Raw genomic sequence first — 13,851 nt, forward strand, 5'->3', positions numbered from 1 at the left:
ACGTTGGTCAGGTATTATACCGATACTTGTAGATGAGTTTTGAGAGCGCCCGTAAAAAGGGCAGAAAATATCTTAACCCGGTACCTACTGATGAAGCCGGCTTTAGTAAAATGGCCCCCATATTGAGGGAATATAAGAATAATAAAGCCGAAACCGTCCCTAAAAATGCGTTAGGACCTTTCAAAACTGATACTTCTGTATATCAAAAAGAACCAAAAAACGGATTACGTATTACCTGGATAGGGCATTCGAGCCTGATTATAGAAATTGATGGCAAACGGATACTTACTGATCCTGTATGGAGTCAGCGTGCGTCATTTCTGTCATTTATGGGACCGAAACGTTTTTTTGATTCGCCTTTACCCTTATATGACCTGCCCCGGTTAGATGCTATACTCATCTCGCACGATCATTATGATCACCTGGATAAAGAAACGATCAAATACTTCGCTGACAAGCAAATCCCATTCTTTTGCTCAAAAGACGTAGGCAGGCACCTGGAGCGATGGGGTGTACTACGCAATTTCATAACCGAACTGGATTGGGGCGACAGCGCGATGATCACTAATGATTGTGTCCTGACTGCCACTCCGGCAAGACATTTTTCAGGCCGTGGAATTGTTGGCCGGAATGAAACGCTTTGGGCATCATTCGTTATAAAAACACCGCATCACAATATATTTTATGGTGCCGATTCGGGCTGGTTTCCGGGCTTTAAAGATATTGGCGATTATTTCGGACCATTCGACCTGACTATGCTGGAAATTGGCGCTTATGGCAAATACTGGCCCGATATTCACATGGGACCCGATGGTGCATCAGACGCTCACTTGGCGTTAAGAGGCAAGCTGATGATGCCAATACACTGGGGCACTTTTAATCTTGCGCTCCATGACTGGTATGAACCTATCGAGCGTTTGCTGCAATATGCAAAAACCAAGAAGATTGATCTTTTTATCCCAGAGCCTGGCAAACCGACTGAAGCTAATGGACCGTTGAATTCAGAATGGTGGGTAAAGAGCATGTCTTTAGTCGAGAGTCATCATACTCCATAGACTTTGAATTTACAACTTAAGACTCAATTAGGTTCTATCCAATTACCATCTCCGCGAATAATATTGATTAGTTCATCCAGTGCATTAGCTGAATTGATATTTTTCTTGACTGCTTCTTTGCCACGGTAAAGGGTCACTTTATCTGTTCCTGAGCCTACATAGCCATAGTCCGCATCAGCCATTTCACCCGGTCCATTTACGATACAGCCCATAATACCGATCTTCAATCCCTTTAGATGACTTGTTCTGCTACGGATCATTTGGGTGGTGATCATCAGGTCGAACAGTGTGCGCCCACAACTTGGGCACGATATATATTCGGTTTTGGATATTCTTGAGCGGGTTGCCTGCAAAATGCCAAATGCTGTCGAGGTAATTACTTTAGTCTCAATTCCGGGGGCATCGATCCAGATACCATCGCCAAAGCCGTCTACTAAAAGTGCGCCGAGATCGGTGGATGCGAATAGTTGTAAGTCTTGAGTCTTGAGTCTTGAGTCCTGAGTCTCAAAATTATAAGTTCTTTTAATAATCACGGGTATATCTAACCCCAATTCTTCCATTTTAAAAAAGAAAATGCGCTGATCAGCCATTCCATGCAAGGCATCCGTCTCCAATACAAATACCAGTGATTCATCAAAAGGCAACGAGCCAAACTCTTCTGAATCGATATCGGTAGGTTTTATTCTGACAAGGTTCAACGGCGATGAACGGTCATCAGTATTCAAATATTCCCTCAAAGTAAATACCGGGTGGCACATGGTCTTGTCAGCCAGCTTTTGCCAGGTGGAATAACTATATAATTGCTTTAAATTTCCAGGAAAAGTAAATGAAGGCAACTGGTCAGCCAAATAAACAAAATCAACCGACTGCTCGCCCATGTTGTACTTATCCAGCAAAGGTGCGTAGATATAGCCTGCATCATTTAGTACTGATGGATCTTTCAGATTAGCATGCGAGAGATCAACCACTACCCGCGGTACCATGTGACCGCCAATAAAGGCATTAGCCTCGTAGGTGTGACGTTTTTTGTATTCGTACGGATTGTGAGTGGTGAGTGGGGAGTAGTGAGTGGCGAGTTCTAATTCTTGATTTTTATTTCTTGACTCTTGGCTCCTTTTCACGTATCTGTTAACTAACGCAATCGCCACCGGTGCTTCCGCTTCAGGCTCTTCAGTAAGTGATACACGCACGGTATCGCCTAAACCATCTTCCAGCAAAGTACCTATACCTACAGCGGATTTAATACGGCCGTCTTCTCCGTCGCCGGCTTCGGTTACGCCTAAATGCAAGGGATAATTCATTCCTTCGGCAACCATCGTTTCGACAAGTAAACGATAAGCCTGAACCATTACCTGCGGATTACTTGATTTCATCGAGATCACCAGGTTGTAATAGTTCATCATCTCGCACATGCGGATAAACTCCATTGCCGACTCCACCATTCCCTGCGGGGTATCGCCATAGCGGCTCATGATCCTATCGCTCAGTGAGCCATGATTGGTTCCGATACGCATCGCAGTACCATATTCCTTGCAAACTTTTACCAATGGCGAAAACTTCTGGTAAATACGCTCCAGCTCGCCCTGGTATTCGGCATCAGTATAATCTATCTGGTCGAACTTCTTTTTATCAGCATAGTTGCCCGGATTGACGCGCACCTTTTCTACTATCCGCGCAGCTACTTCGGCAGCATTTGGGGTAAAATGTATATCAGCCACTAGAGGTGTAGTGTATCCTCTGCGGCGCAATTCTTTTTTTATGTCAGCCAGGTTTTGTGCTTCCTTGATGCTTGGCGCCGTAATGCGCACATATTCACAGCCCGCATTGATCATCCGGATAGATTGCTCTACTGTACCAATAGTATCCATCGTATCCGTGGTAGTCATACTTTGGATACGGATAGGATTATTTCCGCCAAGCGGCACATCGCCAATAGAAACCTCGCGGGTGATAAAGCGGGAATATTCGGTAAGTGAGTTACAGTAACGTCCGGGCAGCACTTTAGCGGCATCTGCATTCATGGAAGGTATTCTTTTGTTTTTTGCAAAAATACGAAAAGTATTGTTGGAAGGTTGGAAAGTTGAAATGTTGGAAGGTTAAGTATGATTAAAAAATAAAAACAATTACATTAGGCACATCATGACCGAAACCATCCAATATCCCTTTAGTAAAAATACCGCCCTATTTGGTTTGTTCCTGCCATTGGTGTTCTTTGTTATCACTTTTAATAACCTCCGGTATTCTTACGCAAATGGTTTTATTTTGAGCTGGGTGATTATTTTGTTGGCCGATCTGATCTTTCTGTTACAGTTTACCTACATTTTTATTAAACGTTTTTTACCGGCAATGAGAAACCAGGTTGCGCTTGAACTAAGTGAAGATGGCATAACCGATTATACCCGCAACATTGTGATCGAGTGGGCAGATATAAAGAATATCGATATGCAACTGGGACGTAACTTTTCTAAAATGATTATTGACCTGAAACAGGAAACTGATTACGGCACACAGATCGCCATTTCTTTGCGCTGGGTTGCCGGAAAAGATATCGAAATATGTAATACCACACAGGCTTACTTTGAGGAGATGACGAAGTTGGGTTGAGTGGCGTTTTATCGAATGTAGACTCAAAACTATTTCTCTTCATCAATCATCTTAATAGCGTCGTCATATTTGGCAATTAATGAAGGCGCCCGGTCAAAAGCCCAGCCTTTATAATTATCGCGCAGCAGCAACAGTGTTGTACGGATATTCTCGGGTTTTCTTGATTCCCAGCTTAACAGTACCGAGGCTACTTTTTCTTCCACTTTATCAATCCGTGCCTGGTTGGCATAAATGTCTGTGAGTTTCGCCACCAGCTTAAAGCTTACTTTAGTGGTAATATTGTGAGTTTTGGCTATTTCCCAGGCTACAGTGGTAAGGTCAGCGTTTACTACACCATCGGGTGCGATATACTCAAGGTGCAAAACACCGTTTGACAATATCTTCTGCTGAAGAGCGGCACTCTTCAAAGCAGAGTCAATTGCTTTCAGGACATTTTTCTGATAAGTGTATTGTTCCTGTTCCTTCTGCTTATTGTGTATCAGCTCGGTTCTGATATTGTCCAGTAACTCTTTTGTTTCCTTCTTTTCATGTAGGCTGCTAAAATACTCCGTCAGTATCAACGCCAGCAAAACGCTGAAGATGATCAGAAACGACTCGCCCAAATATTCTTTCCAGTCCCGCAGGATATAAACTTCCGGAGTGTCTTTGTGATGGGATTTCTTATGTGGAGTTTCAGGAGCCGGCTGTTGTTCTTCTTGCATAAGGTGTTGAATTTCACCTTAAAAATAATGATTCTTATTGTCCGAGATTGTTTTTATCAAAATATTTCTTTACCAGTAAGTTGATAAATCGTTTTAAATAGGTCTCACTAAGGAAGGTATTCGACCAATTATCAAACCGCTGACATTGGATTCCGAGATAAAAGAAATATAAACTCACACCCAACATAGGCAACAGCCGTTTTTCCTCGTCGGTTATCTTTGTGATCGATTCGTAGCCATCCAAAAAAGCTTCCGTTTTTAACCGACATTCATCTCCATCCTTTTCAGTACTGTTTATTTGTAAAATGTAATAGGCGATATCATAACAAAGCCAGCCGTTACCGCAAAAATCGAAATCGAATAGGGTTACTTCTCCGTTTTCGTCAATACTCAGATTGTCAAACCAGATATCGAGATGTACTGCACCCTTTCTGATCTGACTTACATCCGCTTGCTCCAATTCGCTAAGTAAATATTTCTGCGCAGATGTCATAAAAGCCATCTCATTAGTATCAGCGGATGTGAATCGTTTGAGATGCTCAAATGAATCGACTAAAATCACATCCGGTGAATACGTTACCCGGTCTAAGTGGAGGCCTAGTGTCAGCCGATGAATTTCAGCCATAATTCCACCTATCTTATAGTGGACATCAGTGGGGAAATTGAGTAGTTTTTCGCCTCTGGCAAAAGAAAACATCACACCATAACGTTTACCTTCCGGAGCAGCAAATTCCTGAATATAACTCCCATTGGCATCAGCTATTGGGTATGATACAGGTATTCCATTTTCTTTCAGCAGATTCAGCAGCCCGATCTCTTCCTCTATTTCTTTTTCAGAACGCCAGTTGAGACTATAAACTCTGAATACATATTTATCAGCGCCACTGGTAAGCAGGTATGAGTGATTGATGCCCGTTTTGAGCAAATCGCACGAAGTATGTTCATCCAGCTTATATTTATCCTGTAAAAACAGGCCAAGCTGTGTTGCTGAAAGGGTTGAATTTGTTACCGGGAAAATTTTCAAAGGGTGAATGTTTAGGCACAATATAAAAAAGACTTACGAAGTTTTGAAAACTTCGTAAGTCTCATCAAATGCAGACTGACTAAACTGCGTCAGAAAGTGAGGTAAAAGTAAACTCTTTGATCTTCATCGGTGGGATCAGGTAGCTGCGGTAGCTTTCTACACTGATGCTCCTTTCGGGCTTACCTAGTGCCTCCACATTGTTCAGCATGATCACCGGGCTCTCGTTGAATCGGAAATTCTTGATCGGAAATTTGATCTTACCATTCTCGATATAAAACAGGCCATCACGGGTTAAACCAGTCAATAATAATGATTGCGGATCTACCATGCGGATATACCATAGACGCGAAACCAAAATACCCTTTTCAGTGCTTTTGATCATATCTTCGATAGTTGCGTCGCCGCCTTCCATAATAATATTGGCAGGTCCCGGCAATGGCTTTACACCTTTTTTATCGGCCCAGTAACGGGAATAGGAGAGATTTTTCAGGACGCCTTTGTCGATCCACACGGTTTTCTCGCGCGGCAAACCATCCCCGCCCCAGGTAGCAGAAGGCAGCTCCGTGTTAAAGGGATCTGAATAGATGGTCACTTTTTCATCCACTAATTGTTCACCTAATCGCGTGCCTCCGCCTTTTTTACTCAGGAAGCTACGGCCTTCATCGGCGCTGCGCGCATCAAAGCGGAACATATTTTCCAGCATATATGTGGCGGCAACCGGCTCAAGGATTACAGTATATTTTCCGGGCTCAATAGCCTTCGCTCCTACCGAGCCTGTTGCTTTACTTGCGGCAACTTTGGTGGCTGAAAGAGTATCCAGTTTGCTTACGTCAGTAAAACCGCGTGCTGCATATCCAGAGGCTGTACCCTCTTCATTACGCGTTGTAACCGAAAAAGTAACATCGCTGCCTTTGTTGTAAGCGAATAACCCTTTCGAGTTCATGATCGCGCTAAAGCCTGAGGAATTTTCCAGAAAACCTGCTGCCGTCAGCTTTGCTTCTTTGGTAACCGACAGACTTTTGGCCACCATTTCGGCGCGGCTTTCAGGCGTTATAGCTGCGGTATTTGCGTTATAGGTAATCGACTCAGCAAATGTTTGCGGACCAAGTAGCGGCATATATTCCGGGTTAGGCGGAGCCAGTTGCGCCAGTTCTTCCGAGCGGCGAACTACGCGCTCCAAAGCAGCATCATCAAATTCATCTATGGTTGCAGTTCCGGCTTTTTTGCCGTTAACCGAGGTTACCGCAAGTCCCATCACGCTGATGTCCCCTGCTGTTGAAACCGCATTTAACGCATAACGGATGTTGCCACCTTCGCTGCCGTTCAGGCTCACTTCGCATTCTTCGGCTTTTGAATAACTGAGCACCTTCTTCAATATCGCCTGTGCTTCTTCTTTACTTAATATAGGCATGACTATCCGATCTTTCTTTTTGTGTTGATTACATTAACTCCTTTAAACAATGCGGTGGATGACCCATGAGATACCGCACTCGACTGGCTTGGCTGACCTTTTCCGTCGTTAAAAGCACCACCTAAACGGTAATCTTTTTCATCGCAAACCTGCGCGCATGAGTTCCAGAACTCACGGGTGTTGGCCTGGTATGCCACATCATTCAGCATACCAACGATTTTACCATCTTTTATCTCGTAGAATAGTTGTCCCCCAAACTGGAAGTTGTAGCGTTGCTGGTCGATAGAGAATGAGCCATCACCAATTATGTAAATCCCTTTCTCTACATTTTTGATCATATCGTCCACGCTCAGCGGCGTTTTGCCCGGCTGCAGCGACACGTTCGGCATACGCTGGAACTGTACATCCTGCCAGCTTTGTGAGTAACAGCATCCTTGTGATTCTTTTAGTCCGATGATATGCGCCTGGTCGCGGATGGCCTGGTAATTTACCAGGATGCCATCTTTTATCAGATCCCATTTTTTGCATTTTACGCCCTCATCATCATAACCCACTGCACCTAAGGAGCCTACCTGGGTTTTATCGGCTACAATGTTTACCTGCTTGCTGCCAAAATTGAAGTTCCCCGATTTCCATTTATCCAGAGTAAGGAAACTGGTTCCGGCGAAGTTAGCCTCATAACCTAATACACGGTCCAGTTCGGTCGGGTGGCCTACTGACTCGTGTATCGTCAACCATAAATGACTTGGATCCAGTACCACATCGTATTTTCCCGGATCGACTGATTTAGCTTTTATCTTTTCTCCTGCCTGTTGGGCAGCAGCTTTCATATCCTCCAGCATATCGTAACGATGCTTGTACCGGGTGGTGACGCCAGTTACTTTCTCGCTGTCAAGCGGACTCAGGTATTCATAACCCATGCCTACAGGCGAGCTTAACGAACGACGCGTTTCAAAACTTCCTTGTGCTGAATCGATCTTAGTGACATTAAATGCGGGATAGATGCGGTGAACATCCTGATCGATATAAGAGCCGTCTGTTGAAGCGAAATATTTCTGCTCATTCACCATGAACAGGTTGGAGTTAACAAAATTGGCCCCGCCCTGCATGGCAATTGAATTGGCATTCAGCAACAGGTCGACTTTCTCTTTAATAGGCACCTCGAATGCGTTTTTCTCGATCGGTGTTTTCCAGCTTACCTCTCCGTAACCTTTCTGCGGAGCAAGCTGTACCGGTGCTCCACCCACTTTGGCATTTGCTTTTGCTACCGCAACTGCTCTTTCAGCGGTTTTGGCAACGCCATCTTTCGTCACCACATTGCCTGCCGCAAACCCCCAACAACCGTTTACAATAACACGGATGCCCACACCAAACGATTCGGTATTTGCTACATTCAGCACCTTATTTTCGCGGGTAACAACAAATTGGTTCAGGTAGCGGCCGATACGGATATCAGCATAACTGGCTCCTTTTGATTTGGCGGTGTTTAAGGCAACATCGGCCAATTCTTTTTTGGCTTTTACATCGATGCCCCCATCCAGCAATTGCTGCGGGTCGATGGATTTTCCGAAAGCCTTTAGGTCGGGCAGCAACATAGCGCCCGCACCCAAGCCCGACAGATAGATAAAATCTCGTCTTCTCAAGTTAATTCTCCTTTATGATTTGTTCAGTTAATTAATTTCCCCTCTGCCCACAAATACACACACGCCACCAATAGCAGCAGATAAAAATAAATTTTCGGCACCTCAATCCGCATCTTTTCGTGTATCTGTTTTGTTACAGAGCTATTTGCCGGATAGGTTTCTGTATAATGGCGTGTTGCGGCTAGTTTTTCAGCGGCTTTTGCGGGTTCCCAATCATACCTGCCATAAACGTAATACCATTGAGGCTGTCCATTGTTTTGTTTGATACTGTGCCATCCTGTAGTTATAGGCCAATACTTATTACTCCATTCAAAAGGGACATCCGGATTTTGAACCGGAGCAATAACAGCGCTATCTGCAATGATCTTTCCCGGAATTTGACCTGATTGCAACTGCAGATCAATTGGCTCACTCACCGTTGGGAATTCTGCGACAGACCAGCTTTCTGAAACCGGAACTTTACGTGCCGCATTTTTGATCAGCAGCGACCAGAATGCGGCGTAATCATCCTTATCTCCGGCAAGCATCCAATTGTATGAATTGGCGACCGCTGTAAACACTAAATGACCGGAACCCGCCATAGATGAGCTTACCACACTGTGATTCTGCGCATCGCTCACCAACGACTGAGTAGCAGTCATTTCGCGAATAAAAGTCTGCTCAGTTTTTAGCGGAGCTGATCTATTCTTTCTTCCCCGGATACTTAAAGCAACAGGCGATAGATTTTTAACCGGCAGTTTTTCACGAGGAAAATTTGTTTGCAGCCACGATGAACCCTTTGATAGAGTGTCAGCACGAATGATAACACCTAAGCCTTTTTGAGTCACCTCTGATTTTAAGGCTCCTTCTGTTTTCAACACTGACAAGTCACCAATCACCACGTCGAATTGCTCCAACATACCTGCATTCAAGTGTTCTAATTTAACAGCCTGCATATTCGCATATTCGCTACTGAATTTGTCCTTGCTAATGGTTGATCGTACAGCTACTTCGTATCCATGCTCAGCAAGCCAGTTTTTCAAAAATTTGGTTTCAAAATCAGGGGAGGCAGACAGGATCAGAATTTTCAAGGGCTGAACCGGGTCGATCTCCACAGGCAGGTTTTCATTTTCAAGTGTATCTGTTCCGGTTATCGTCAGCAAATGATAAACAACTCTTCCTTCACTTTTGGGAACTGTGGTCAGTTCAAATTGTTTATTACTTTTAGCCGGAATAATAGCCGTATCTAGTTGCGTGCTCAATCCCCTTAAAATCAATTTTACCGTTTTTGAGCCGGTGTTGTTGTAGCTACCCTGTACCGTCAAACGCTCGCCTGATTTTAGTTTTTGATTCCAATTAACCTGGCTGATACCGCTTGGCACTGATAATGGATGAAAGACTACTGGTAAATGATTTAGTTGAGTCAGTTCTTCGTTGTTCAATCCATATCCAAATAGGTGCACTTTGCTAAATGCCGGGCTATCGGTATTAAGCTCATCTAAACGGATCAGCTTTGCCTGCGGGTAAGATTTTTGAACCGATTTATCCGTGGTAAATAGCTGGTCACGTTTATCATTGTTCAGACTGTCCGGATTAAAGCCGGGAGTTAGTAAAACCGCTGCATGATCGTCAGAAACATAAATTTCCCTGTCATAGCTTATTGGCAATATAATACAAGCAAATGCAGCAGCCGCCAATATGGAAGCGATGATCCGTAAAGCTAAATGTACTTTTTTTGGCCGGCCAACCTCCTTCCACACAGCAAAGGCAGCAAGCAAACAACAAATGATTAAAACGATGACAGTCCAGCTCATTTGTTGTCCAGGTTTTTATAGTATCCGGAAGAAAGGCCCATATCGACCGCATTTTGTGAAGCCGATGGAAGCAACTTACCGACAGGTAATAGTCTATGTATAGCCTTCTCAACAGTGCTAATGTCAGTCTTTTTTGCCCTTCCTGTAGAAATAATTTTACGTAAGGCACTCACAGCAGCCAGGTAAAGCTCGGGTTGTGCCGATGCCCTTTCGCTCAATTGCTGATTGGCCAGTTGCAGTGTATGGATATACACATTACTGCTAATCTTTTCATATCGCAAGGATTCCAAAACACCAACAGCATTTTTCAATGCGCGATATTCATCGCTGCCTGGTTTTACTATTTGATGATCTGTCGGCTGAATAATTTTGCTTAAATCACCCGTTAATCGTTTCTCCATCTTTAATGGCGCAGGATTATAAGCAGTTTTAGCCACATACACTCGCGATTTTTGCTGCAAGTCTTTCAGCAATCGTAAAGCCTTATACTCAAATGGTAAGGCCGCTTCAGGTTTATATAAACGGAGTTGTAATTCGGCCTTCCACATTTCAGTTAGAGTCGCCTTTAATTGCGCTTTTACCCCAGGATCAAAAAACTGCGCGTCTTCAGCGTTGTCGTGTTTATCGGAATATTTATCCAGCACTACAGCCGCATTACCAAAGTTCTTTGGATCAGATACCGCATCATTCTGTTCCTCTTTGGGGTTGATGTCTGATTCAGCTTCTTCACCCAAAAACTTACCGTAACGCAAGCGCAATATCTTTTGGTCATTACCCAGATCATTGCTTCGGGTATTAAAAGCCTCCTTGCTGGTGCTATCCTTGTCGCGCAGCAATTTTTCTGAGTCAAGTATGATCTGCCGCTCACTCCTGAAAAACTCAGGTTTTACACTCACACCGCCGATCAGCCCATCCATACTTAACAATTGTGCGGTATCCTGCAGGGAAACAACGTACACGTCACTTCGGCTCAGCTGGTTGTAGTTATCCTGTGCCTGAACATAAAAATAAAGTTCATCGCCGGGTTGCATACCGAGCGGGGGAAGACTGATCATTTTTTGAAGATCATAGTGTGGGTTCTGGCCGCTAAAAGAGGCTCCGAAATCGATTTTTTGCTCCTTAAATTTCACCGCTTCGCCACTTCCTTTGGCAAGGGTTGTGTAGATAAAAGCATTCCTGATGCCATAATCATCATCCAAAGCGGCATTGATGGTTACGCGCGGCACTTCGCCCGCATCGATATAGGTATATTGCTGCGGCGTTTTAATATGGATAACCGGGGGATTATCTTTTATGGCTTGTAATTGATAAAGATCGGACAATTTACCATCGATACTTACCTGGTAAAACCCTGATTTAGTAATCCGTCTTTGCCCTTCATAATCATAACCTGCAGCTTTTCTCAACGACAATTTATCTCCATTATTAAAGATCAGTTCAACCGTTTTAGCCTGAACATTCAAGCTCAATCTCCAGGCAGTCATGCTGCCCTCTTCAGCTTCTATGGTAAATTTATCCTGTTCGCGCCAAGCTTTGCGGGTATAGGCGGGCGGTGAAATTTTTATAGTGACTGCATTCACCTGCGGCAACACCTTTTCGACAATATTATTTTTCAATGATCTGACTATAGAAGTGTTTTGTTTGAGTTTCCCAATCCTCCAATCATTGTGCAACCAGGTAATTTCCCAACAAAAAATCGGCATCACCAGGAAAAATAAAATACCTAAGCGAAGACGGTAAGCAAACTGTTTTTGAGTCAATGGCACAGACTCCAAAATGTCTTCAACGTGCGCCAATTGCATTTTTTCGAGGGGGTTTAAAGTCGATGACTCTTTCAGCACCAACCCACTACTCTCTTCCAGGTCGGGGTATTTCAGATCCAAAAAAGTAATAATCGGCCTTGTACCAACTTCCCACCATCGGCTTAGTAACAGGCCAAAACCATAGATCAGCAGAAAGATCAGCACGCCCCAAATCCATGACAGGGCGTAAAGTGTATAGCCAAAACTCCAAATCAAGGCGGCCAGGGCAGCTGCAAAAAAAGCATCGGCCAGCAACTGGTACACAATATACCTTTGCCTTAACTGGTCAACCTTATTTTTCCCGTCCTCAGCCATTTTGAACCAGTGGTTTGAATTTAGTTTTATGCGCCAGCCATCGCTCTGCAAATAAAATCAGCGCCATCAACAACCATATATATCGCGACAGATCGATATGATTCGTTGCCGCTCCGATCGAAACCGGACGCTCATTGGTAATCGTCGGCATTATCTGCTGATCACTCAAAATCCGTTTATCGTATTTAGCATCCGGCTCTGTTATGGCACCGATGATCAGCTTTAACAACATTTTCGGGAACTCGTCATTCCAAACCAGGTCGCTCCATGCCGGGTCAAAACGGTTATAAAAATGATATAAGTTTTTACCCGGTTGTTTTTCCAAACTCAAAACCGGATCGCCAAAACCATCTTTCCATAAGGTAAACCCGTTATCCTTCGCAGCGATTATCTTATACAAAGCAATTTTTTGATCTGACGTTTTAGCTTCTATCGATGAGTTACTACGGCTGATTTTACCATTTTGATAAGTAAATAAGTTGTCATAGAGCAATTGTTTGCTAATCGGCCTAATGGACAACCAGAACAACCAATTTTGTTGCGACGGTATCTGACTCTCATCGGCATATTGCTTTACAACCGCTTTGTGCTTAGTAAACTGAATAATGGATTGTAAAGCCGCTTTTAAATATCCTGCATCGGGGCTGCCTTTATCTGCATAAATCGAAAGTCGCCAGGTGGAAGTATCAACAGGCAGTAACTCATTTGAACTTTTTAGTCCAATGGATAGCCTCCCATTTTCGGAATGCACTGTAAAATTAGTTGACTGATCGCCTGAATGGATCGAATAACTTTTATAAGATGTACCAGACGGGTTACTGCCGCCTTCTATTACTTCGACATCGCCATCGTTCGTCAGCCATGCTTTTGCGATCCACCTGCTTGTTGAATCAGCAGGTGCATAAGTTTGCCAATGAAGATTTAAAGATATCTGCGGTCTTTCTCCTGTAAAATGAGTTGCACTATTCGATGTAAAAACATAAACAGGCAGTAATGACAGAATTTGTCCGTTCAACTGCTGCATCAGGCTCCAATAAGAAGCGTTGACATTAGAATAATGCCCTGCATCGGTCAAAACTTTATTAAAATCAGCTTTGACAAAACCCTTATTAAGATAGTGAAATTCAAACCCCGCTTTGATAAGCGAATCGATCTTTGGTTTGAATTTCTGATACACCTCTTTCACGCTTTCTTTTGGGATCAGTATCCAGCCCTTTGTTTTGGATGAAGCGTTATTTGGTCTCAAAAGAGGCATTGCCAAAACGAAGACTAATAAAATCAGCAACACCGAGCGCAAAATCAACAACAACACGTCGCTCAATCGTAAACTCAGACTTCTTTTTTGCGATGCTGCTGTTACCAGCGCAATACTGCCGACTTTCAGCGTTTTTCCTTTCCGAAGGTTCCAAAGGTGTATTGCTACGGGGATGCTTATCGCCGCCAATGCAAAAAACCATATGGGGTGGAGGAAAATCATTTTGTAAGTAGTGAGTGGTCAGTTGG

10 protein-coding genes are annotated in these 13,851 nt (G+C 43.7%); 2 read left to right on the top strand and 8 right to left on the bottom strand.

Going from position 1 to position 13,851, the window contains the following annotated elements; all coding sequences use genetic code 11:
• The first annotated feature begins 32 nt into the window (after positions 1-32).
• The gene (locus Q3A68_RS02365) at positions 33-1,055 is read left to right on the top strand and encodes an MBL fold metallo-hydrolase (RefSeq protein ID WP_302899406.1); all 1,023 of its coding nucleotides are present in this window, start codon (positions 33-35) and stop codon (positions 1,053-1,055) included.
• A gap of 23 nt (positions 1,056-1,078) precedes the next feature.
• Here Q3A68_RS02365 and ispG read toward each other — a convergent pair whose 3' ends face one another.
• On the bottom strand, positions 1,079-3,076 hold the full coding sequence (gene ispG / locus Q3A68_RS02370) for a (E)-4-hydroxy-3-methylbut-2-enyl-diphosphate synthase (RefSeq protein ID WP_302899407.1): 1,998 nt from the start codon (positions 3,074-3,076) through the stop codon (positions 1,079-1,081).
• Between the two features lie 118 nt (positions 3,077-3,194).
• Between ispG and Q3A68_RS02375 the strand changes: the two genes are divergently transcribed.
• Positions 3,195-3,659 (top strand): hypothetical protein, encoded by a 465-nt coding sequence (locus Q3A68_RS02375; protein ID WP_302899408.1) that lies wholly within the window; start codon positions 3,195-3,197, stop codon positions 3,657-3,659.
• A gap of 29 nt (positions 3,660-3,688) precedes the next feature.
• Here the strand turns inward: Q3A68_RS02375 and Q3A68_RS02380 are convergent, their stop codons facing one another.
• From Q3A68_RS02380 to Q3A68_RS02410, 7 genes are all read right to left on the bottom strand, one after another.
• Entirely contained in the window at positions 3,689-4,360 is a 672-nt protein-coding gene (locus Q3A68_RS02380; protein WP_302899409.1) for an OPA3 family protein, read from the bottom strand.
• Between the two features lie 34 nt (positions 4,361-4,394).
• A complete protein-coding gene (locus Q3A68_RS02385; protein WP_302899410.1) occupies positions 4,395-5,384 on the bottom strand; it encodes a phosphotransferase in 990 nt (329 codons plus the stop codon).
• 79 nt (positions 5,385-5,463) lie between these two features.
• Positions 5,464-6,795 carry a TldD/PmbA family protein gene (locus Q3A68_RS02390; RefSeq protein ID WP_302899411.1) on the bottom strand — a complete coding sequence of 444 codons (1,332 nt, stop codon included), beginning with the start codon at positions 6,793-6,795 and terminating at the stop codon, positions 5,464-5,466.
• Positions 6,796-6,797: 2 nt separating this feature from the next.
• Positions 6,798-8,438 carry a TldD/PmbA family protein gene (locus Q3A68_RS02395; protein ID WP_302899412.1) on the bottom strand — a complete coding sequence of 547 codons (1,641 nt, stop codon included), beginning with the start codon at positions 8,436-8,438 and terminating at the stop codon, positions 6,798-6,800.
• Positions 8,439-8,461: 23 nt separating this feature from the next.
• Positions 8,462-10,231, bottom strand: coding sequence for a hypothetical protein (locus tag Q3A68_RS02400; protein WP_302899413.1), 1,770 nt, complete (start codon positions 10,229-10,231; stop codon positions 8,462-8,464).
• Positions 10,228-12,348: a DUF4175 family protein gene (locus Q3A68_RS02405; RefSeq protein ID WP_302899414.1), complete on the bottom strand. Its 2,121-nt coding sequence runs from the start codon at positions 12,346-12,348 to the stop codon at positions 10,228-10,230. Before Q3A68_RS02405 ends, Q3A68_RS02400 begins: the two co-directional genes overlap by 4 nt.
• Positions 12,341-13,825, bottom strand: coding sequence for a BatA domain-containing protein (locus Q3A68_RS02410; RefSeq protein ID WP_302899415.1), 1,485 nt, complete (start codon positions 13,823-13,825; stop codon positions 12,341-12,343). The genes Q3A68_RS02405 and Q3A68_RS02410 overlap by 8 nt, the downstream gene beginning before the upstream one ends.
• Between the last annotated feature and the right edge of the window lie 26 nt (positions 13,826-13,851).

This window comes from Mucilaginibacter tolerans, assembly GCF_030519375.1.
GTDB lineage: Bacteria > Bacteroidota > Bacteroidia > Sphingobacteriales > Sphingobacteriaceae > Mucilaginibacter.

Bases quoted from the DNA above. Each gene is read 5' to 3' on its own strand.
- Q3A68_RS02365 (WP_302899406.1), top strand. From the start codon at position 33: ATGAGTTTTGAGAGCGCCCGTAAAAAGGGCAGAAAATATCTTAACCCG.
- ispG (WP_302899407.1), bottom strand. From the start codon at position 3,076: ATGAATGCAGATGCCGCTAAAGTGCTGCCCGGACGTTACTGTAACTCA.
- Q3A68_RS02375 (WP_302899408.1), top strand. From the start codon at position 3,195: ATGACCGAAACCATCCAATATCCCTTTAGTAAAAATACCGCCCTATTT.
- Q3A68_RS02380 (WP_302899409.1), bottom strand. From the start codon at position 4,360: ATGCAAGAAGAACAACAGCCGGCTCCTGAAACTCCACATAAGAAATCC.
- Q3A68_RS02390 (WP_302899411.1), bottom strand. From the start codon at position 6,795: ATGCCTATATTAAGTAAAGAAGAAGCACAGGCGATATTGAAGAAGGTG.
- Q3A68_RS02400 (WP_302899413.1), bottom strand. From the start codon at position 10,231: ATGAGCTGGACTGTCATCGTTTTAATCATTTGTTGTTTGCTTGCTGCC.
- Q3A68_RS02405 (WP_302899414.1), bottom strand. From the start codon at position 12,348: ATGGCTGAGGACGGGAAAAATAAGGTTGACCAGTTAAGGCAAAGGTAT.
- Q3A68_RS02410 (WP_302899415.1), bottom strand. From the start codon at position 13,825: ATGATTTTCCTCCACCCCATATGGTTTTTTGCATTGGCGGCGATAAGC.